Here is a 19,481-nt window from a genome sequence, read left to right on the forward strand (position 1 = left end):
ACCACCTGAGGTCAGCGCAGTTCTCGCGGGGTCGTCGTTCCGTGCCCCTCGGGAGAGGACATCTCCACGGGAACCGGCGGCGGCGTGTCGAACGCCCGCGTCCAGACCGCCTCGATCCAGTCGGCGACCGTATCGACGACGACGTCGGCCGAGAGCCCTCGCGGGAGGGACGGAACATCCGGGTCCCAGCCCGTTTCGTGGTGGACGACACCGAAGAGGTGGCGGTGCTCGTCGATCGGTTTGTTGAGGACGAAGGAATCCGGCCCTTCGAACCGGGCCCACACGTCGAAAGTGCCTTCACCGTCGTCGTCCGGGAACACCTCGATCTGCACGCTCTCGACGGTGTCGCCGATCAGCTCGACGATCTTCGTCAGCCGGGCGGCGACATCGTCGGAATGCGCGTCGAGAACGCGGCGTAGTCGGCGGCTGTACTCGCTCTGGTCCACACAGGACAATCTAGCGCGGCCTCGATACCGGCTCGGGCGATCATGCCGGATTCTTCACCTGAACGCCGTCACACGGATTTCAGCACGTCGATCTCGCCGCCCGGCATGAAGATGTCGAAGCCGTGCTCGGCCAGCCAGCGGATCGCCAGCAGGCTCCGCAAGGACCACCACGCGCGGACCAAGTCGAGGTCGACGTCCGTGCCGTAGCCGGCGATGACGTCGGTGAGGCGTTCCCGGTGTCCGAGTGTCAAGACGGCGAGGTCGAAGTGGGCATCGCCTTGGGCCGCCTCGGACCAGTCGATCACGCCGGTGACCTCGTCGCCGTCGACGAACACGTGGGCGACCTGCAAGTCGCCGTGGATGAACACCGGCGTCCACGGCCGGAGCACGGTCTCGGCGATGCGGCGATTGCGGTCGACCAGGTCCGCGGGGAGGACGCCGGTGGTGACGAGCCACTCGCATTCGGCGTCGAGACGCGATGCGAGTTCGTCGACACTCTTGCCGGGCCGCGGCGGCAAAGGCGCGTCGTGCAGCTTCCGCACCGCGGCCCCCGCCGCGGCCCATGCCGCCGGTGACGCGGTCGAAGGCTCGCCGAGGCGGCCGAGCGCCGTCCCCGGGAGGGCGGCGAGCGCGAGCACGGGCGGCTTCCGCCACAGGACCTCGGGTGTCGGGATCGGCGCCGTGGCCATCGCCTCGACCTCGACGTCGGTACGCGTCTGATCGGCGTCGATCTTCAGGAAAACGTCACCGACGCGCAGGGTCGCGCAATCGTGATGGGCGACGACGACCTTGACCTCTTCCATGGCGGCCATTGTCACGAGCAAGACCGTCGATGTCGCCGGGATTTATCGCGCGAGGGCGAGGGCGGGGGTCGCGCCGAACAAGAGCCTTCGGGGCATCATCGGCGACGGTGCCGTCCGTAAGGCTTCGCCCCGACCAGGGTGACGCGGACCGCGTCGCCGCTCGGCACGTGATACTCCCGCCGGTCACCCGGTTTCGCGCCGTGCAGCGCGCGGCCGATCGGGGAGTCGGGGGAGTAGACCTCGAGATCGCCCTGGCCCGCCTCGTCGCGGGTGCCGAGCAGGAAGGTCTCGATGTCGCCGTCGTCGTACTCGACGGTGAGCACCATGCCGGGCTCGGCGATCCCGTCGTCCAAGGGATCCTGGCCGACGACCGCGCCGCGCAGCACGTCCTCGATCTGCCGGATCCGTGCCTGCCGGTGGGCGTGGAGCGCGATTTCGTCGTCGCCGTCGCGGTCGCCGGTGGAGGCGCGCCGCAGCGCCGCGAGCTCTCGCACCAACCGTGCATGCGTTTCCTTTGTCAGCCAAGGGTTTGACGAGACGATGGGCATCGTGATGATCGCCTTTCGATGGATACGTCCGTGAGGGCCGGGCGCGGAAAGGACCCGGCCCCCACGGACCTTCGGGGAGTCCCGCGTCGGTCAGCGGGTCTCTGGCTCGCGGTGCTGCCGCCGGAAGGCGCCCGCGTCGGTGGCGAACCCGATCGCGGCCTTCAGCAGAAGGTCTTTCTCGGTGCGCAGCAAGGCGTTCTCGGCGCGGAGTCGGTCCACTTCGGACTGTTCATCCTCTGCGGTCTCTTCGTGGGGCATTCTCATCCGAATCAGCGGAGGGGATCGAAGGGGCGCAGGGCCTCCGGCTGTTTGCCGGTGGTGATGTGCTCGGCCAGGAGCCGTCCGGTGATCGGTCCGTGGGTCAGGCCCCACATCCCATGCCCGCCCGCGACGTAGAGCCCGGGGGTGCCCGTCGCGCCGATGACGTGCCGCCCGTCGGTGGTGACCGGACGGGAGCCGACCCATTCGTCGGTGCGCCGATCCCAGTCCAAGCCGGTGAGGAACGGTCGTGCCGAGGCGATGATCGCGGCGATCCGGGCCGGATCCAGTGGTGCGTCCGGTTTCCGGAACTCCATCGTCCCGGCCACGCGGAGGCCGCCCCGGTACGGCGTGCATGCCACGCGGATGTCCGGCAGGTAGAGCGGCCCGGGAACCGGGTCGTCGGTCGGCACGGTGAAGGAGTAGCCGCGCCCGGCGCGCACGGGGACCTTGACGCCCCATCGTCGTCCCAGGTCTCCCAGCCAGGCTCCGGTCGCGAGCACGACCGCGTTGGCGTTGACCGTCTGACCTGACGTCGAGCGCACGCTGAGCGCGTGGCGGTGCGCGCGCAGGGACGCGACCTCGAAGCGGTGACGGATCGTCCCGCCCCGGCTGACCACCGCGCGTGCCAGCGACTCGACGAACCGGCCCGGGTCCACGTAGCGCTGCCCGTCGATCCGGACACCGGCGCCGAGCCTCGCGGTCGCCTGGGGGAACCGCTCCGCGAGTTCGGCGCCGGTGAGCCGGGTGTACGAGATGTCCTGTCCGGTCTCACCGATACGCCGCAGTTCCGTGATCAGGCCGTCGGCGTGCCCGACGGTCTCGAACGCCGCCGTGATCGGCGCTTCGATGGTCGGGGCGTCGACGCCGTTCGCGGTGAGGACGTCGAAGGCCTCCAGGCATTCTTCGTTCAGCGGCGTGTTCGCCTCGACGGCGCGAGTCCACGATCGACCGGTGCAGTTCGCCGCGAACCGGGCAAGGAACGACCACAGCCGCGGGTCGGGGGACGGCGGGACGTGCAACGGGGCCTGCCGGTCCAGCAGTGTCCGCAGTCCGTAGCGCAGGACGCCGGGTTCGTTGAGCGGGATCGCGAGCCCGGGGGAGAGCCAGCCCGCGTTGCCCCACGACGCGCCCGCCGCGATGCCCTCGCGGTCCACCACCGTGACACCGACCCCGCGTTCCTGCAGGAACCACGCGGTCGACAGGCCGACGACACCGGCGCCGATCACGATCGCCGATCGTGGGACGCCGTCGATCCGGTCGAGATCGCCCATGAATTCCTCCGCTGCGCGAGTGGTGCTGTCGCGCTCAGGATGGCTCGGAATCGGAGGACGGCGATTGTCCGGATCCGACAATCAGGGCGGGTGGTTTTGGCGGAAACGGTCAAGGGGAGGGGTCGGAGACGGCGAGTTCGATGATCATCGCCAGCCGTTTCGCGGGCTGGTCGAGCCTGAGTTCGGTCACTTCGGCCATCTTCCGCAGCCGGTAGCGGATCGTGTTGGGGTGCACGTCCAGCCGCTCGGCGGCCTCGGTGAGATCCCCTTGTGCTTCCAGCCAGGCGCGCAGCGTCGCGACGTAGCTGGTGCCGTTCGCGTCGTCGTGCCGCCGCAATTCGGTGATCGGTCCCCGGGCAGGGGCCCTGCCGGACGCGGCGGCGGCCCGCAGCCGTTGCACCAGGATGTCGTCCCAGGCCTCGTCGTAGGCGATCGCCGAGTTCGAGGTGGGCCGTACGTCGTGCAGTGCGAGACATTCGTCGGCTTCCCGCCTGCTGGCAGGCAGCTCCGCCGATACCGCGCCCGCCCCGATCCCGGCCAGCATCGTCACCTGACGGGGCAGCGCCTCACGGATCGAACCGACCCACGCCCTGGCCGCCACGACGTCGTCGCCGGGCAGGACGGTGTAGACGGTGTTGCTGAACAGCGTGCTGCGGCCCGGACGTGACCAGCCGAAACCGGTGGTCGCCCGCTCGAACGCGAGCAGGAGCGCGGCGTGACGCTCGTCGCCGATATGGGCCTGCACCGCGATCACCCGGAACCGGCCGGGAGGCAGACCGAGCCTGCTGAGCACGGCGGCCGCGTCCGGGGTGCCCTCCAGGAGCCGGATCACCAGATCGGATTCGACCTGCCGTTCCAGATCCGCGCTCGCCCGGGAACGCAGCAGATGCAGGCCGACCGTGCGCGAACTGTCCCGCAGCACCGCACGCCGGACGCCGGACAACGGCTGATCGCATTCCACCCAGATCGATCCCAAGGCTTCCCGGCCCGCGCGGACCGCGACCACCATGCGCCCGGTCAGCCCGTGTTCGGGGTCGGCTTCGACGAACAACGGCTCGTCCGACTCGGCGAGGTGCCCGAACACGCCCCGCCGCTCGAACAGTTCGCGGACCGGCTCCGGAACACGCCTGCCCAGGATCGTCTCCAGTCGCGCCCGGTCCGCCTGGTGCTGACGGCTGGAATACGCCAGGACCCGGGAGAGCCGATCTTCGATGGTCACCGCGCTGCCGAGCGCGTCCGCCAGGCTGTCGGCCAGCGCGAACAGGTCGGTCGGCCCGCGGCCGGACTCGGTCTCCCGGCCTTCCAGCACGAGACCGTAGACGACTCCGGCGAGCTGGCCCCAGGACACGTCCGGCTCCACCAGCAGGACCGCGACGCCGCCGGCCTCCGCACGCTCGGTCGCCTCCTGGTCCGGCGGAACCGCTCCGCGGACCAGGACGACCGACGCGTGCGCCGCCGCGGCCAGGTCGACGGCCGTGGCGATCGACTCCGTCCCGACGGCGAGGAAGACGTCGCCACGCAGCTCGCGAGGATCGGCGGCGTCGTGCATCACGACATCGCGCAACGCCACCTCGCGCGAGACCGGGCAGCAGCACAGCCGCGCCCCGTAGCCACCGAGGACGTTCACGAGCCGATCCAGCGTCACCATGGGCTCGTTCTTACTCCATCCGCGTGGCGGAGGTCGTCGTCCCGGGTTCATGTCCGAAGTAGACGGTCGAGTTCCGCGAGGTCCAGAGGGATTGGCGAGGGCACTGAACAGGCAGACGGACGCCTGCTCGGCGCCCGTCTGCCCGGCTCTGTCGGTCACTGCCCGGGTCAGACCACGGCCTGCTGCCAGCCCTCGGTCTCGTCGACGACCTGACCGTCACTGATCTGCTCGACCTTGTAGTTGATGGTCGTTCCCTCGGGGAAGTTGTAGTCGCACGACTCCGTCCGTTCTCGGAACCGTTGTAGTCCGTGCAGATTCCCTTGTACTTCCCCGCGCTGTTCGCGGCCGAGCTGGTCCAGCGCAGGCGGGTGCCGTTGCCGTCCCAGGTCTGGTCGCTGACCTTCATCTTGTCTCCGTAGCTGACCACGCAGCCCCAGTCGTCGTTGAGGTAGATCTTCGTGGAGCCACAGGTACCCCGGTCGTCGTTCCGCGTCCCGTTCGCAGCGCTCGCGGTGGAGATCCCGAAAGTCGCCACGGAGCCCAGCACCACTGCCGCCACAGTGGCGACCCGTTTCATCGTGTGCACTTTTGTTTCCCCCTCTGATTTTCTTTTCCGCCCCTTGGATCGCGATTCGAACCGCGACGGACACCAGCGTCATCGGCCCCGCGGCCGTCGGCAAGGCAATCGGCCGAGGTTGAGACGCTGGGACGGAACAACGGTTCTCACCAGCGGAAACGTGTCGTCCTGAGACGGTGGTCGTCCTCTGTGGAACGCCGAGGGGATCAGACGGTGAGGGCGAGCTTGCCTTGGAGGTGGCCGGCGTCGAGCAACCGGTGCGCGTCGGCGACGCGTTCGAATGGGAACGTCTCCTGCACGTGCACCCGGAGCCTGCCCTGGTCGACGAGGTCGGCGAGACCTCGAAGGGCGACCGGATCGGGGTCGACCGCGATGCCGCTGAAGCGCATGCCCGCCGCTTCGTACTCGGCGACGAGCGCGGTGTCCTCCTCGGCCACCGCCGTCACCAGGTGCCCGCCTGGGCGGAGCACCCCGAGCGACCGCTTGACGGTGTCACCACCGATCGTGTCGAGTACGAGGTCGACGTCGCGCACCACCTCGGTGAACTCGGTCGTCGTGTAGTCGATCACCTCGTCGGCGCCGAACCCCTCGACGAACGCCCGCTTGCTCCCACTGGCCGTCGTGATCACGTGCGCGCCGAATGCTTTCGCGATCTGGATGGCGACGTGACCGACCCCGCCGCCACCGCCATGGACGAGGACACGGTCACCCGCGGTGATACCACCGAGGTCGACGAGGCCTTGCCACGCCGTCAGCCCGACGATCGGCAGCGCCGAGGCCTCGACGTGCGAGAGCGACGGCGGCTTGCGCGTCAGGTGCAAGGCCGGTGCCGATACGAATTCGGCGTAGGCGTTGGCCGCCCGCGGGAACAGCGGCATGCCGAACACTTCGTCGCCGGGCCGCAGCCGCCAGGTCCCCGGCGACTTTTCGACCACGCCGCTGATGTCCCAGCCGAGGACGAACGGTGGCTCGCCGATCAGGGGGAACTCACCGGCGCGCAGGCGTGCTTCCAGTGGGTTCAGCCCGATCGCCTTGACCCGGACGAGGACTTCGGTCGGGAGTGGCCGCGGCTCGGGCGCGTCAACGATGGTGAGTACTTCGGGGCCGCCGAGTTTCTGCTGGGTGATGACTCGCATGACTCTCCTGGGTAGGGAACAAGAGGAGAAATCCCAGGCTAGGTTTCCGATGGGAACCACTAGGTACCTTTGGTGCCATGAGCCGTTTCGGTCCCGGTGACCCGTTTCTCGCCGACTGCCCGGCGCGTCTGACGGTCGAGCTGATCGCCGACAAGTGGACGGCGGTGGTGCTCTACGGCCTCAGCAAGGGGCCGGTTCGCCACGGCGAACTGATCGGCTTGATCGGTGGCATCTCACGCAAGGTGCTCACCCAGACACTCCGGCGGCTGGAGGCACACGGCCTGGTCCGCCGCCACGCCTACGCCGAGGTGCCGCCCCGCGTCGAGTACGAGCTCACCCCGCTCGGGGCGACGCTGATCGATCCGATCCACATGCTGACCGAGTGGGCGAGGACGAACGGCGACGCGGTCCTCGATGCTCTCGACGCCGGCTCCGAGACGGTCGACCCGACTGGCTGAGACCTCCTGGTGGACTGTCCACTCCGTCCGATAGGTTCGGTTCGTCAACTGGGGTGGCGCGGCTTCACCGTGCCTGGAAAAGGAGTTCTTCCGACCATGTCTCGTACTTTGACGCGGCGTGCCGTCGTCGTCGGTGTCACCGCCGTGCTGCTCGGCGCGTCCACCGGTGTCGCGAACGCGGCCGATCCGACCGTTCTCGTGGCGACCGGCAAGTATCCGGAGGCCGTCGCGATCAGCCCGGACGGCAAGAAGGCTTACGTCACCAGCCCGCCGGACGCGACCGTGACCGTCGTCGACACCGTGACCCACAAGGTCACGAACACCATCGCGGTCCAACGGGGCCCGTTCGAGGTGGCGTTCACACCGGACGGATCCAAGGCCTACGTCGCGAACGCCTATTCGAACGCGGTCTCGGTGATCGACACGGCGTCGGAGACCATGGTCGCCTCCGCGTTCGGCGGCGACTATCCGACGTCGCTCACGATTTCGCGTGACGGCAGCCGTGTCTACGTCGCCGGGCGGGAAGCCGTCCACGTCCTCGACACCGCCACGGACACCGAGGTCGCCGCGGTCGCGCTCGAAACCACGGCCCACGCCCTCGCCACCTCCCCGGACGGCACGAAGATCTGGGCGGCCACGGAGTCGGGCGAGCTCACCGCGATCGACACCGCCACGAACACCGTGGTCGACGCGGTCAAGACCGGTGGGGGCGACGTAGTGCTGTCCCCGGACGGAACGCGCGCCTATCAGAACGGCGGCAGTTCGCTGGTCGTGGTCGACCTGATCGCCCACGAGGTCGTCACGCGAGTCCCGGGCCTGCAGAACGGCCACCGGCTCGCGATCAGCCCGGACGGAAGCCGGGTCTACGCGGGCAGCCGGGCGAGCGACACGACGCAGGGCACGCTCGCCGAATTCGACACGAGCACGAACACGCTGACCCGCAAGCTGCCTGCGGGCGCCTACCCGTACGGCGTCGCGGTCACCCAGGACGGCACGCACGCCTACGTGGTGCTCGCCGGGCAGGCGGCCGTCGCCTACCTCGATCTGCGGAGCTGAGTTCCGGGGTCTTCGATGCGGCCTGGGGGCGGCGACCGGGTGACCGGTCGCCGCCCCCAGGCTTGTCGATCGCGTTCGCGGTCTACTTCGTACAGTGGATTCCGGCCTCACCCCGGTACATCACGAAGCTGATCTTCACCGAGTAGAGGTGGATGGTCACGCACTGGTCGGGCGTGTACCCATAGGCGGCCGCCCAGTCGTAGGCCTGTTGCAAAGCCGTCCGCTTCGCCGACGCCGAGGTCTTCTCGACGGTGGTCCCGGTGAACGCGCGGCTCTCCTGGACGCTCGCCGCACTCGCCACTGTCGGCGCGAGTGTCATGAGTCCCGCGAGGACCGCGGCCCCCGCGCCACGGGCGATCGTTCTGTTCATGCTTTTCCCCTCCTGGTTTCCGGTGGACGAAACGACGGTCAGCGTTGGCACCAAAGCCAGACGGTCGCGCTGTAGTAGCCCATCTCCGACCGGGGCTGGGCGGCGCGGACGTAGCACTGCGAGTCCAGCCAGCCGGTGTTGCGCGCGTAGGTGCGGGCGACCTTTTCCGCCGACGCGATGGCCTGCGACGGGCCCGGGCCGATGCCGGTGGCATAGAAATCCCCGGTCTCCACGGCGAAGGCAGGCTGTGCGGACATGGTCACCGCGGCCGCCGCCAGGGCGGCCGCGGCCAGCAACTTCTTCATGGGAACTCCCCCTTCAGGTCGTCAGCCAGAATCGACCAACTCCCCATAGTCATTCATCTCAGCTAACGTGGAAACCGTAGGGGACAGCCGCCGCGGCTGTCAATCCCAGATGAACGGGCGGTCGCGGCTCATTCATTCCAGCTAATGGAGGTGTTGGTGACCGAACCGCGGGAGACCACGCTCACCAGCCGGATCGACCGCCTCTTCCAGGTGGTCCGGCGGCCCAACGGTGAGCAGCACAGTCACGAGGAGGTGGCGCGGGCCTGCCGGGAAAGCACCGGCGAGTCGTTCTCCGCCGCCTACCTCTGGCAGCTGAGGACGGGCCGCAGGGACAACCCGACCAAGCGGCATCTCGAAGCGCTCGCGGCGTTCTTCCAGGTGCCGCCCGCCTACTTCTTCGACGACGAACAGGGGAGGGCTCTTGCCGAAGAGATCGAATTGCTGGGAGCGTTGCGGAACAACGCGGTGCGCAACCTGGCTTTGCGCGCCGTGACGCTGTCCGAGGAGGGGCTCGGGACCGTGACCGACATCGTCGAGGCGATCAGGCGGCGCGAGTCCATGCGGGACCAGGGGGAGTAGCCATGCTGGGCAGGAAGAGCGCGCTCTGGCGCAGATGCGAGCGGATCGCGTCCGCCGTGCGACTACCGGATCCGTTCGATGTCACCGAGTTGTTCGGCGAGGTCGCGGCGACGCGGGGGCGGCCCATCGAGCTGGTGGCGCTGGACGCGCGGCCGGGAGCGCCGTGCGGTGTGCTCGCGGCGACCGATCGAGCGGACTACGTCTTCTACACGCGGGACACGTCTCCACTGCACCAGCGGCACATCCTGCTGCACGAGCTCGGTCATCTGCTGTGCGGGCACGTCGAAGGCGAGATGCTGCCGGAGACGGTGGCCGCGGTGGTCACGCCCACCCTGTCGGTGGATCTGGTCCGGCGCGTCCTGGGCCGCACGACTTACGCGGAGGAGCAGGAGAGGGAGGCCGAGCTCGTCGCGTCGTTGCTCATGCGCCGCGCCGCGGATCCCGGGCGCGGATCGGATCGGCTGCGCCACGCCCTCGGTTCATGATCAGCTACCTGTCCGCCGGGCTGCTGGCGCTGATCGGCCTCGCCCGGCTGATGGCGGTCCGCGCCGGGCCGAAGCACCTGGTCACGTTCTTCCTCAGCATGGCGGCCGGCCTCGCGATCTCCGCCGAGGGCACGGTCCGCCTGCTCGGCGACGACCTCCTCCCGCGGCTGGTCACCAACGCGCTGCAGCTGCTCGCGATGCGCGCGCTGGTGCAAGTGGTCCGCAGTACCCGGTCCCCGCAGAAGCCGACGGCGTTCTGGCCGATCGTGGTGTGCTGGACCCTGATGGTGCTGTGCTACCTGGACTTCGCCCCGCATCGGTTCGAGGTGGGTACCGCCGGATTCCAGTGGCGCTGGAGCATCGTGGCCTATCAGGTGATCCTCACGGCGTACGCGGTGACGTGCCTGGTGACGTTCATTCGCACTCTGGCGCGCAGTGCCAACGACCGTCCACAAGGGACGTTCAGAACAGGTCTGCGGATCCTCGTCTGCGCAGCCTTCGCGACCATCGGATGGGTGCTCTTCTCCGGGCTCCCCTCGCTATGGCTGCAGATCACCGACCTGGCGGACCTGGACTTCCTGCCCCGCGCCCGCCTTGTCGGACTCTGCGCGATGGTTTTGTGGGTCCTCGGTGGACTGTTCACCACCTGGGACGGCGCACTCCGGCTGATACGTGCGTGGCGCGGGATCCGGGCGGTGACGCCACTGTGGAAGGAACTCGTCGCCGCCCACCCGCAGATCGCCCTGCCCGTGCGCCACGACATCGAGTTCAAGCTGTACCGCAGGGTGATCGAGATCCGCGACGGTCTCCTGGCCTTGCGCGCGCACGTCCCGCCGCATCTCGGCGACTGGCTGCGCACCCCGGTCGACGAACCCACGCGTGCCGCCGCCGAATTGGCGGCGGCGCTGGTGATGCGCGAGGCGGGCCGCAGCTGGCCGCGCCACCCGGCAGGGCAGGACGACGCGCACCCGGGCATGCGGGAAGAAAGCGCGTGGCTGAGCGCGGTGTCTTCCGCTTTCAAGCACTCCCGCGTGGTGCGGGAGGTACGGGAACGCGCGGTCGCGGAAGTCGCCTGAGCCCGGCTCTGCTTCGAGGTTCCTCAGCGACCTGTCCAGTCCGGTTTCTCCCTGGCCAGGAACGAGCGCACACCGAGGGCGAAGTCCTCGCTGCCGAACACCGCGGAGACCACGTCCTCGTCCGGCACCAGCAGGCGTCGCCTCATCCTGCGAGCGATCTCCTTGGCGGCCCACTGGGTCAGCGGCGCGCCTCGCCGGAGATCGGTGAGCACCCGGTCGACGGCCTGGTCCAGTTCGTCCGGTGGCACCAGTTCGGTGAGCAGGCCCGCGCGTTCGGCGTCGGCGGCGTCCAGCAGGCGTCCGCGTAGCAGCAGGTCCAGCGTCGGTCCGGGGCCCGCGTGCCCCATCAACAGGGAGATCGTGTTGGCGGAGAGGCAGTTCCCGAGTGTCCTGGCGATCGGTACGCCGAAGCGGGCACTGGTGTCGGCGACCCGCAGGTCACAGGCCGCCGCGAGTGCCAGGCCGCCGCCGGTGCAAGCGCCGTGGACCACGGCCACCGTCGGCTTCCGGACGGCTTCCAGCCGGTCGACCACCCGCGCGATCGACGCCTCGTAGTCGACTCCGTCCTGCCCTGTGCGGAAGTCGGCGAACTGCCGGATGTCGGTGCCCGCGACGAACGCCTTGTCTCCGCTGCCCCGGAGCACGAGCGCCCGGACGGCCGGGTCGGCGTCGGCCTGTTCGCACGCCGCGTACAGCCGTTCGTACATGGCGAAGGTGAGCGCGTTGCGGGAGCCGGGCCGGTTGAAGGTCACGGTCAGCACGTCGTCGTCGAGTTCGACGAGCAGGTCGTCGCCGGGATCGGCGGCGTGCTTCGGCGCGAATTCGGCGAGCACCTTGCCGGTGTGCTCACCGAAATCCGGGCCGGCGGTGTCCCGGCGAGTGGGGGTGCGCGAGAACCGCATGGGTGAGCCGAGCTGGCGCACCTGCCCGGCGGCCGGATGCTCGGTGTCCCAGAAGAATCCGCGCTCGGTCAGGTGTTCGTCGGTGAACACCTCGGTGTGGTCCGAGATCGGCGCGCACGGCACTCCGGCGGCGACCAGCGTCGTGACGAGATCGGCGGTGGTGTGCCGCCGGGTGGTGCGTTCGATGTCCGGAATCAGTTCGCCGCGCAGTTCGAGCCGCGAGGTGCTGCTTTCGTAGCGTGGATCGTGGTAGAGATCTTCCCGGCCGAGCGCTTTGGTGAACGCGGCCCAGGTGTTCGGCGTGATCGCGCCGACGGTGATCCAGCCGTCGGCCGTCCGGACCGCCTGGTACGGCGCCTGCGACTGATGCGCGGTGCCGTGTCGTTCCCCCGGTTCGCCGGTGGCGAAGTACTGCCCTGCCTCCCAGATCGCCAGTGAAACCCCCGATTCCAGCAGGGAAACGTCCACGTGCTGGCCCTCGCCGGTGCGGTCGCGGTGCCGCAGCGCCGCGGTCACCGCCAATGCCACGTACAGCCCGCAGGTCAGATCGCAGATCGGCACGCCCACCTTCGCCGGTCCGGCCCCGGGATCGCCGGTCACGGACATCAGCCCGGACCGGGCCTGCGCCATGATGTCCAGCCCCCAGCCGGAGGCCGACGCGTAGACCAGTCCGGGATTCCGGGCCAGCAGCTCGTCCGGGCCGAGGCCCAGGCGCCGCATCGCACCGGGGCGCAGGTTCTCCACCACCACGTCCGCGGCCGCGGCCAGCCTGAGGAACCCCTCCCGGCCGGCGTCGGACTTCAGATCCAGCTCGACGGCCTCCTTGTTCCGGTTGAGGCGCAGGAAAGTACTGCTCACCCCACCGACGAACGGCCCGGTGGCGCGGACGGGGTCGCGCGCCTCGCTCGACTCGACCTTGATCACCCTGGCACCGAGATCGGCCAGCTGCGCCGTGGCGAACGGCGCCGCCAGGAAAACTCCGACCTCGATGACCGTGATGCCGTCGAGCGAGCCCGTCATCGTGCCTCCCAGCAGGGTCCGACCGGATGCCGACAATTATCCGCATCGCGGAATACGGATATCGCTATACGAATTGTAGTCGGATCTTTCGGCAGTGGCAGCCGGGAGAACCAGCTCAGTCGAGGGCGCCTCCGCGCCTCACATCCGGCGGGCCGACGTCGTCGTAGTGGCGAGACCGAAAACCCCACCCCGCTAGGAGTTCCAGCATGACGGCCATGAGCACTTTCACCGAATTGACCGGTGATTACCAGCTGGACAACGCCCGGACGACGCTCGGGTTCATCGCCCGGCACACCATGTCCAGCCGGGTGACCGGGCACTTCGACGAGTTCGAGGGCAGGGTCCACCTCGACGGCGCGGAACCGTCGAAGTCCAGTGTCCGGTTCACCGTGCGGGCCGCGAGCATCGACACCGGGAACCTGCGGCGCGATGAGCAACTGCGCGGTGCGTTCCTCGACGTGGAGAGCCATCCGGCCATCACCTTCGCCTCGACCGGGATCCGGCAGCTCGGCGGCACCCGGTTCGAGGTCGCCGGAGACCTGACCATCCGAGGCGTCACCAACGCCGTTCGCGGAATCGTCGTCGAACTGGTCGACACCGCTGCCTCGCGGGTGGCTTTCGCGGGCAGCGTCACGATCGATCGCCATCAGTGGGGAGTGAACCAGAACTTCGCGACCAGGCTCATGGTCAGCTCGAAGGTGATCCTGCGGTTCGCCGTCGAAGCGGCGGCCGGCCGGTGACAGCAGGGCCAACGCCTCGGCGGACCGGCCGCCGTCGGGTGCGCCGCCGTCCCGCAAGCGCCGCGAGCTCCGGTGAACCAGCCGCTACTCCCGCGGCCGAAACGGCCGCGGGAGTAGCGTTCGACCTGGTCAGGCGGGCGCGGGAAAGCTCAGGTGGCCCGTGAGATCCCCCGCGCCCATCGCGGGCTACAGCTTGATGTAGAGGTCCCACGACCAGTGCGAGGCGGAGCAGAAGTAGTCCGACCAGCGGCCATTCTGCTGGCCGGAGTAGCCGTTGATCTGGCAGTCGCCCTCTTCCGGCCAGCTGGACTCGTAGTGGTAGCTCGGGTCGATGCCCGCGCTGGCAGGCTGAGCGAACGCGACTGTCGACGCCAGCGCGCCCATGACGGCGGCGGCGACCGCGATTTTCTTCTTCACTTGTCTGTCCCCAGTTCTCGCTGAAACACTTACGCGCACAAATAATCATGAAACGGCCTCGTTTGTCTGCCGAACAGGTGGATTCGACAAGTTCTTGACGGCTTCGACGCGCAGTGGGAACGTTCACCAGCACGGTGCCGAGGGCTGTCTCCGCTCCCTCGCGGCCACTGCGGCCGAGACCGCGGCGAGCCCGCTCACGATCACCATCGCGGCCATCAGCCGCCGGAACCACCGCGCGGACGAATGCGCATGGTGGGCCTCTCTTTCGCGAGCCTGGAGGCTGGCGTTCAGGAAGCTGTGTTCCCGGTGGGTCAACATCACCCGTCCGGCCAATGCGGTCGTCTCGTCGAGCTGGCTCCCGCGGTAGAGCGGTGCAGGGTCGTGATTCGCGCGTTCCCACAACTCCGCGGTTTCGGTCAGCCGCCGGTGCAGACGCAGGCTGTCGCGGTCGGTGGAGAGCCATCGGCGCAACCGCGGCCAATCTCTGATGAGCGCGTCGTGCGCGAGTTCCAGGCCGTCGGCGTCGGCGGTCACGAGGCGGGCGTCGATCAGCCGGGCGACCACCGCCCCGGCGGCCGGGTCGAGTTCACGAGCGGGGAGACGTCGCCGGGTGTCGTACCCGACAGGGTCCAGGGTGGTCAGGCGGATGAACACGTCCCGAGCCTGCCGTCGCCGGAGTTCGTCGAGCTCACTGAAGACCTTCTCGGCGGTGTCCACCACAGCACGCGAGATGCCACCGGACGCCCGGTACATGGCGAGGGTGAGCGTGGCACCGTGACCTCGTTGCCAGGTGCGGCGCATCGCCTGGGCGACCAGTGGGAGAGCGCCGCGCTGACCGGCCGCCTCCGCCATGATCGTGGCGACCAGCGCGCCTTCCAGCTGGCGTTCGGCGGTGATCGCCGGGCGCAGGATCGCCGAACGCAACTGTTCCGCGGTCATCGGCCCGGTGTCGACCCGGTGTCCGGCGCTCAAGGCCGTGGCGATTCCCGGATACCTGCCGCAGCGACCGGCGAAATCCGAACGCACGCCGAGCACGAGCCGGATCCGGCTGTCCGGTTCCCGCACGGCGTGCAGCAGGACCGCCACGAAGGCCTCTCGCTCGTTTTCGTCGTGGCAGTGGGTGAAGATCTCTTCGAACCGGTCGACCACGATCAGGAGTTCCGCTTCCGTGCCCCGTCCGGCCAGGAACTGACGGACGCGCAGGTGCAGCCCCGCCGGATCCGCCGTCAGCTCCTGGTGCAACCGGAGCGCCGAACCGCCGTTCACCGCGGCCAGCTGGATCGCGCATTCACGGAGTGGGTGCGGGCCGGGGCTGAGGCGCAGGACGATCCGGCCCCGCCCGGGGTCCCCGATCAGCCCGGCTTCCAGCAATGACGACTTGCCCGACCCCGAGGGACCGGACACCGCGACGAGCCGTCGTTCGGCGAGCCCGCGCGACAATTGTTCGACAAGGTCCTCACGGCCGAAGAAATAGCGGGCTTGCCGCGCGCTGAATGCTTCGGGCCCCGGATACGGGATCTCCTCGTCGACCTCTTCCGGTGACGGGACACTGTTCATCGCGACCGTTTGATACCAGCGCTCCTGCCAGCCCGCGACGTCGCCGTCGCACGCTCGGACATACGCCAGCGTCACGGCCAGAGTCGGCAGTCTGCGGCCGCCCGCCGCGTCGGACAGCGTGCTCGCCGAATAGTTGGCCCGTTTGCTCAATTCCCGGTACGGCGGACTTCCGGCCCTCTCGCGGAGCCGCCGGAGATCCCCCGCGAACTGTGACAATGAATCTTCGTCCGTATCAAAAGGACGCTCACGCCGTGGCATAAGCCACCCCCCCAGGTGTCGGCTTGACTTCATTGTCCGGCAGTTTGTCGTTCGTTGTCCACTTCCCGGCACAGAACAACCCCGACGCACTAGACAGGGAGCAGCGGAACGCCGCACGTCAACGGACTAGGGCGTGGCCTCCGCTACGGAAACAGAAATGAACACTGGAGGGGAAAGTGAACAAACTGGGGATCAGGAGAATGGTCGCCGCGGCCGGGGTCGCCGCGCTGACCGGGGGCATCCTGCTGGCCGGCGTGGGCACCGCGGCCGCCGACACGAAGGTGACGCACCACCCGGTCAACGGCGGGGAGGTCGGGACCAACCACGTCGCGAGGTTCACCACGACCTACAACGACGGCGTCGCGTGGAACGCCACCGTGTTCGTCGACTACGGCCGTAGCGGCGCGTGGACCGAGTGCTCGGACGGCAGCCACCACCACGGGCCGTTGGTGGGGCCGGGCACCTGGCTGTGGGGCGGCGATTGCTACGGCAACGGCCGCATCGTCAACTACGGCTGGTACGACGGCTGATGACCGGCTGAGCGGCGGCTCGCTCCCACCTTCCCGGGAGCGGGCCGCCGTGCCGGTTTCGCCGTCCATCGGGGTGTCGGCGATGCTGTGCGGGTGGAGTACGTGTCCAGAGTGCCGCGACCGCCGCTGGACGGGCTGATCGACGACCTCTACTACCTGGAAGGTACGCCGCCGTACGCCCGGCTGACGCTGCCGCCGGCGCCGTCGGCGTTGCTCATCGTCAACCTCGGTGCGCCGTTCCGCATCCGCGCCGGCACCGACATCGAGACGGCCGAATACGCCGACGGCTGCGTGGTCACCATGCGCACCCGCGCGCTGGACTTCGGCTACCCGCTCCGGAGCCGGTCCGTCGGCGTGCACTTCAAGCCGTGGGGGCCGGCGCCGTTCCTGCCGATGCCCGCCGCCGAGCTGTGTGACCGGCCGGTGACGGTGGAGCAGGTGTGGGGACGGCGCGCCGTTGCCGAGTTGCGAGATCGGCTGGCAACGGCGGACGAGCCGCACGAGATGCTGACGCTGCTGGAGGAGGAGCTGATGCGGCGGCTGGGCGAGACCGCCGGCCTGGGGCTGGTCCGCCATACGAGCAGCGTCCTCGCGGCGACAAGCGGGGCGGTGGCGATCGGGGACCTGGGCGCGGCGGCCGGGGTGAGCAGCACCCACCTGGCGCAGCGGTTCAAGCAGCTCATCGGCATCACGCCGAAGCGGCTGGCCCGCACCTACCGACTCACCGCCACCGTGTTCGCGATCAACCCCGCCGGACCGACCGACTGGGGCGATCTCGCCGGTAGAGCCGGCTACTACGACCAGGCCCACTTCGGCCACGAGTTCCGGGAGTTCACCGGGCTCACGCCGACCCGGTACGTCGAAGTCCGGCAGCGGTTCCTGCGCGAACATCCCGGTCACGTGCTGGACGGTTGGCCGCTGCCCGCCGATTGATTTCTTACAAGAGCGACAGCTCACGAACCGCTAGTTTCGGGGCATCCCGAAGCAGAGGAGAGTTCCGTGGGCAAGGTGGTCATGTACAGCTCGGTGTCGGTGGACGGCTTCATCGCGGACGAGAACGACCAGCCCGGACCGCTGTTCGACTGGTTGACCTGCGGTGACGTCCCCTTGGACGAGAGCGGAGCGCTGAAGGTATCGCAGACGTCCTACGACTACATCCGGCCGTACTGGGACGCGATCGGGGTGACGATCGCCGGCCGCCACGTCTTCGACATGACGGACGGCTGGAACGGGAAGCCTCCGAGCGGGATCGACCACGTGGTCGTCGTGACCCATCGGCCGGCGCCCGAGGGCTGGGACCCCGAGGCGCCGTTCCACTTCGTCGAAGGCATCGAAGCAGCGGTGGCCAAGGCGCAGGAGCTCGCGGGTGACCGCCTGGTCGAGGTCGCCGCCGGTGACGTCGGTGGCCAGGCGCTCGCCGCGGGCCTTGTCGACGAGGTGCGTATGGACGTCGTACCCGTGGTCTTCGGGTCCGGCAAGCGCTACTTCGGGTCGGTCCACGCGCAGCACCTGTTGGAGGATCCCGACGTGGTGATCCAGGCCGACCGGGTGCTTCACCTGCGCTATCAGGTGCGCCGTTGACCGAAATGGACCGCGGGGTCGATCACAGCCGTTCGCCCAGGAGCTTCGCCACCTGGCCGTAGACGGCGGTGTCCCGCAAATGGGGGAGATGGAGATTCAGCATCCTGGTTTCTCCGTGGACGCGCTTGGCGACGGCGAGAGTCGTCCAATAGTCGTCCAGATCGCAGTACATCGCGGCCTCTCCGGCCCCGGGAACCGGCGTGTTCGGACCAGGGCAGTTCTCGGCCGTGGTGAACACCGGTTTGTCGGGGCGGGCCGCGGCAAAGGCGAAGTAGTACAACTTCGGCGCGTCCTCGGGTGATTGATCGCCGGTGACGTAGGCGCAGGTGTATTCGGGTGCCGTCTCAGTCTTTTCAGGCGGTTCTTCCCGGGCGGCGATATTCGAGCTGCCGGTGAATCGGGCGAACTCGTCCGCTCCGAGGAACGGGCAGGCGGCAGTCACCTTCGCGGGGGAAGCCGCTGGGGTGAAGGTGGGTGACGTGCTGCTGGTGGTCGGTGTGCTCGGTGACGGTTTGCTCGATGACGACGGCGGTGCCGGGGCGGGACTTTCATCCGGACCGGTGCAGGCCGAGGCCGCGACCAGCAGGCCGGCGGCGGCGAGAATCCCCCAGGATCTGTCCATCTCCGGAATCTAGCCGAGTCGGGCTCTCGTAGCGCCGGGTTGCCCGGAAACCGCCGTCCGGGAAGGCTGCGGCTGTTAGGGTCCGGCCCATGCGGGTGTGGTGCTGTGGTCTGGTCCTGGGCGCGGGTGTGCTGGTCGGCGCGTGCGCCGGGGGCGGATCGGGGACCGGCCAGGTGGTGCCCGCGACGACCACGAAGGCCCCGGAGACGGTGGCGACCGGCTCCCGGGCGACATCGACGCCGACACCGCCGGAGACCTCGGTGACCACCACGACCCGGCTGGCTCCGCAGACGACGCGGACCACGGCGCATCGCTCCACGACGACCGCGCAGCGCCCGACGCCCCCGCGCCGCACGCCCACCCGGAGACGCTGAGCAGCCGACGGGCTACCCGACCTCGTCCGCGTACTTCGCCAGCTGGTCCAGAACCGAGGCGGGATGCGGCATCGCCGCGATCCGCGCGGCGAGGGACACGTCCACTCTCGGTCCGGCCCCGGTCTCGGCCATCACGGTGACCACGTACGCCAGCTTCTCGTCCGGCGACATCACGGCGAGTTCGGCGGGCGAATACCTGCCTCAGGCCCGACGGGTGGCCGCTTCGTCGGCCTGTCCGTCCACCCCGATCGTCGGCAGGCCGGACGCCCGCGAATGCTCGACCGCGCCCGGTCCGGTCGCGAACACCACGTCGTGCCCGCGATCCCGAGCCGCCACGGCCAACGGCAGCAAGGGGGCGATGTGGCTGTAACCCGCTCCGGCGGAGAAGAACAGACGCATCGCCGAAGGCTACTGCCTGTCGTAGGTCTCACGGGGTAACGAGGGGTGAGGCGAACGGACTG

The 19,481-nt window shown here is 69.1% G+C and carries 25 protein-coding genes; 10 read left to right on the forward strand and 15 right to left on the reverse strand.

The annotated features are described in order from the left end of the window. Positions 1-11: 11 nt before the first annotated feature. The 7 genes from IE302_RS04245 to IE302_RS04270 form a co-directional block, all read right to left on the reverse strand. Complete coding sequence (locus IE302_RS04245) at positions 12-446, reverse strand: DUF6389 family protein (protein ID WP_191251886.1); 435 nt, start codon at positions 444-446, stop codon at positions 12-14. 68 nt (positions 447-514) lie between these two features. Beyond that, positions 515-1,249: a phosphotransferase family protein gene (locus IE302_RS04250; protein WP_191251889.1), complete on the reverse strand. Its 735-nt coding sequence runs from the start codon at positions 1,247-1,249 to the stop codon at positions 515-517. Between the two features lie 95 nt (positions 1,250-1,344). After that, on the reverse strand, positions 1,345-1,797 hold the full coding sequence (locus IE302_RS04255) for a GreA/GreB family elongation factor (protein ID WP_191251891.1): 453 nt from the start codon (positions 1,795-1,797) through the stop codon (positions 1,345-1,347). Between the two features lie 90 nt (positions 1,798-1,887). After that, the gene (locus tag IE302_RS43030; protein ID WP_268246725.1) at positions 1,888-2,016 is read right to left on the reverse strand and encodes a hypothetical protein; all 129 of its coding nucleotides are present in this window, start codon (positions 2,014-2,016) and stop codon (positions 1,888-1,890) included. A 50-nt stretch (positions 2,017-2,066) separates the two neighbouring features. Further along, a complete protein-coding gene (locus tag IE302_RS04260) occupies positions 2,067-3,329 on the reverse strand; it encodes an NAD(P)/FAD-dependent oxidoreductase (RefSeq protein ID WP_191251893.1) in 1,263 nt (420 codons plus the stop codon). A gap of 109 nt (positions 3,330-3,438) precedes the next feature. Then, positions 3,439-4,977 carry a PucR family transcriptional regulator gene (locus IE302_RS04265; RefSeq protein WP_191251895.1) on the reverse strand — a complete coding sequence of 513 codons (1,539 nt, stop codon included), beginning with the start codon at positions 4,975-4,977 and terminating at the stop codon, positions 3,439-3,441. A gap of 783 nt (positions 4,978-5,760) precedes the next feature. After that, positions 5,761-6,690, reverse strand: coding sequence for an NADP-dependent oxidoreductase (locus IE302_RS04270; protein ID WP_191251897.1), 930 nt, complete (start codon positions 6,688-6,690; stop codon positions 5,761-5,763). Between the two features lie 77 nt (positions 6,691-6,767). Between IE302_RS04270 and IE302_RS04275 the strand changes: the two genes are divergently transcribed. Together IE302_RS04275 and IE302_RS04280 are read left to right on the forward strand one after the other, a co-directional pair. Next, positions 6,768-7,148, forward strand: coding sequence for a winged helix-turn-helix transcriptional regulator (locus IE302_RS04275; protein WP_191251899.1), 381 nt, complete (start codon positions 6,768-6,770; stop codon positions 7,146-7,148). A gap of 96 nt (positions 7,149-7,244) precedes the next feature. Then, positions 7,245-8,204, forward strand: coding sequence for a YncE family protein (locus IE302_RS04280; protein ID WP_191251900.1), 960 nt, complete (start codon positions 7,245-7,247; stop codon positions 8,202-8,204). A gap of 82 nt (positions 8,205-8,286) precedes the next feature. On the opposite strand, the gene IE302_RS04285 is transcribed toward IE302_RS04280, so the two are convergent. Both IE302_RS04285 and IE302_RS04290 read right to left on the reverse strand, forming a co-directional pair. Continuing rightward, the gene (locus tag IE302_RS04285; RefSeq protein WP_191251902.1) at positions 8,287-8,574 is read right to left on the reverse strand and encodes a hypothetical protein; all 288 of its coding nucleotides are present in this window, start codon (positions 8,572-8,574) and stop codon (positions 8,287-8,289) included. Between the two features lie 38 nt (positions 8,575-8,612). Continuing rightward, a complete protein-coding gene (locus IE302_RS04290) occupies positions 8,613-8,879 on the reverse strand; it encodes a hypothetical protein (RefSeq protein WP_191251904.1) in 267 nt (88 codons plus the stop codon). A 144-nt stretch (positions 8,880-9,023) separates the two neighbouring features. Between IE302_RS04290 and IE302_RS04295 the strand changes: the two genes are divergently transcribed. From IE302_RS04295 to IE302_RS04305, 3 genes are read left to right on the forward strand one after another with little or no spacing between them, the layout of a single operon-like run. Then, positions 9,024-9,458, forward strand: a complete 435-nt coding sequence (locus tag IE302_RS04295; RefSeq protein WP_191251906.1) for a helix-turn-helix domain-containing protein — start codon at positions 9,024-9,026, stop codon at positions 9,456-9,458. A gap of 2 nt (positions 9,459-9,460) precedes the next feature. Beyond that, the gene (locus tag IE302_RS04300; RefSeq protein ID WP_191251915.1) at positions 9,461-9,943 is read left to right on the forward strand and encodes an ImmA/IrrE family metallo-endopeptidase; all 483 of its coding nucleotides are present in this window, start codon (positions 9,461-9,463) and stop codon (positions 9,941-9,943) included. Continuing rightward, positions 9,940-11,019, forward strand: a complete 1,080-nt coding sequence (locus IE302_RS04305; protein WP_191251917.1) for an MAB_1171c family putative transporter — start codon at positions 9,940-9,942, stop codon at positions 11,017-11,019. The genes IE302_RS04300 and IE302_RS04305 overlap by 4 nt, the downstream gene beginning before the upstream one ends. Positions 11,020-11,042: 23 nt before the next feature. Here the strand turns inward: IE302_RS04305 and IE302_RS04310 are convergent, their stop codons facing one another. Further along, a complete protein-coding gene (locus IE302_RS04310; protein WP_191251919.1) occupies positions 11,043-12,941 on the reverse strand; it encodes an enoyl-CoA hydratase in 1,899 nt (632 codons plus the stop codon). 215 nt (positions 12,942-13,156) lie between these two features. Here IE302_RS04310 and IE302_RS04315 point away from each other — a divergent pair, with 215 nt between their 5' ends. Further along, positions 13,157-13,681 (forward strand): YceI family protein, encoded by a 525-nt coding sequence (locus IE302_RS04315; protein ID WP_191251921.1) that lies wholly within the window; start codon positions 13,157-13,159, stop codon positions 13,679-13,681. Between the two features lie 186 nt (positions 13,682-13,867). Here IE302_RS04315 and IE302_RS04320 read toward each other — a convergent pair whose 3' ends face one another. Both IE302_RS04320 and IE302_RS04325 read right to left on the reverse strand, forming a co-directional pair. After that, the gene (locus IE302_RS04320) at positions 13,868-14,098 is read right to left on the reverse strand and encodes a hypothetical protein (RefSeq protein ID WP_191251923.1); all 231 of its coding nucleotides are present in this window, start codon (positions 14,096-14,098) and stop codon (positions 13,868-13,870) included. Positions 14,099-14,221: 123 nt separating this feature from the next. Beyond that, positions 14,222-15,871, reverse strand: coding sequence for a helix-turn-helix domain-containing protein (locus tag IE302_RS04325; protein ID WP_191251925.1), 1,650 nt, complete (start codon positions 15,869-15,871; stop codon positions 14,222-14,224). A 218-nt stretch (positions 15,872-16,089) separates the two neighbouring features. Between IE302_RS04325 and IE302_RS04330 the strand changes: the two genes are divergently transcribed. The 3 genes from IE302_RS04330 to IE302_RS04340 all read left to right on the forward strand — a co-directional run bounded on the left by IE302_RS04330 (position 16,090) and on the right by IE302_RS04340 (position 18,024). Next, the gene (locus tag IE302_RS04330; protein ID WP_229907585.1) at positions 16,090-16,443 is read left to right on the forward strand and encodes a hypothetical protein; all 354 of its coding nucleotides are present in this window, start codon (positions 16,090-16,092) and stop codon (positions 16,441-16,443) included. A gap of 111 nt (positions 16,444-16,554) precedes the next feature. Continuing rightward, positions 16,555-17,376: a helix-turn-helix domain-containing protein gene (locus tag IE302_RS04335; RefSeq protein WP_191253092.1), complete on the forward strand. Its 822-nt coding sequence runs from the start codon at positions 16,555-16,557 to the stop codon at positions 17,374-17,376. 66 nt (positions 17,377-17,442) lie between these two features. Continuing rightward, entirely contained in the window at positions 17,443-18,024 is a 582-nt protein-coding gene (locus tag IE302_RS04340; RefSeq protein WP_191251927.1) for a dihydrofolate reductase family protein, read from the forward strand. Positions 18,025-18,046: 22 nt separating this feature from the next. On the opposite strand, the gene IE302_RS04345 is transcribed toward IE302_RS04340, so the two are convergent. Continuing rightward, complete coding sequence (locus IE302_RS04345; protein ID WP_191251929.1) at positions 18,047-18,646, reverse strand: hypothetical protein; 600 nt, start codon at positions 18,644-18,646, stop codon at positions 18,047-18,049. Between the two features lie 89 nt (positions 18,647-18,735). On the opposite strand from IE302_RS04345, the gene IE302_RS04350 reads away from it, so the two are divergent. After that, positions 18,736-19,020, forward strand: a complete 285-nt coding sequence (locus tag IE302_RS04350) for a hypothetical protein (protein ID WP_191251931.1) — start codon at positions 18,736-18,738, stop codon at positions 19,018-19,020. A 12-nt stretch (positions 19,021-19,032) separates the two neighbouring features. Here IE302_RS04350 and IE302_RS04355 read toward each other — a convergent pair whose 3' ends face one another. Together IE302_RS04355 and IE302_RS04360 are read right to left on the reverse strand one after the other, a co-directional pair. Then, on the reverse strand, positions 19,033-19,191 hold the full coding sequence (locus IE302_RS04355; RefSeq protein WP_191251932.1) for a hypothetical protein: 159 nt from the start codon (positions 19,189-19,191) through the stop codon (positions 19,033-19,035). A gap of 30 nt (positions 19,192-19,221) precedes the next feature. After that, positions 19,222-19,419 carry a hypothetical protein gene (locus IE302_RS04360; protein ID WP_191251934.1) on the reverse strand — a complete coding sequence of 66 codons (198 nt, stop codon included), beginning with the start codon at positions 19,417-19,419 and terminating at the stop codon, positions 19,222-19,224. Positions 19,420-19,481: the final 62 nt, after the last annotated feature.

The sequence above is a fragment of the Amycolatopsis oliviviridis genome (assembly GCF_014654365.1).
Classification (GTDB): Bacteria; Actinomycetota; Actinomycetes; order Mycobacteriales; family Pseudonocardiaceae; genus Amycolatopsis; species Amycolatopsis oliviviridis.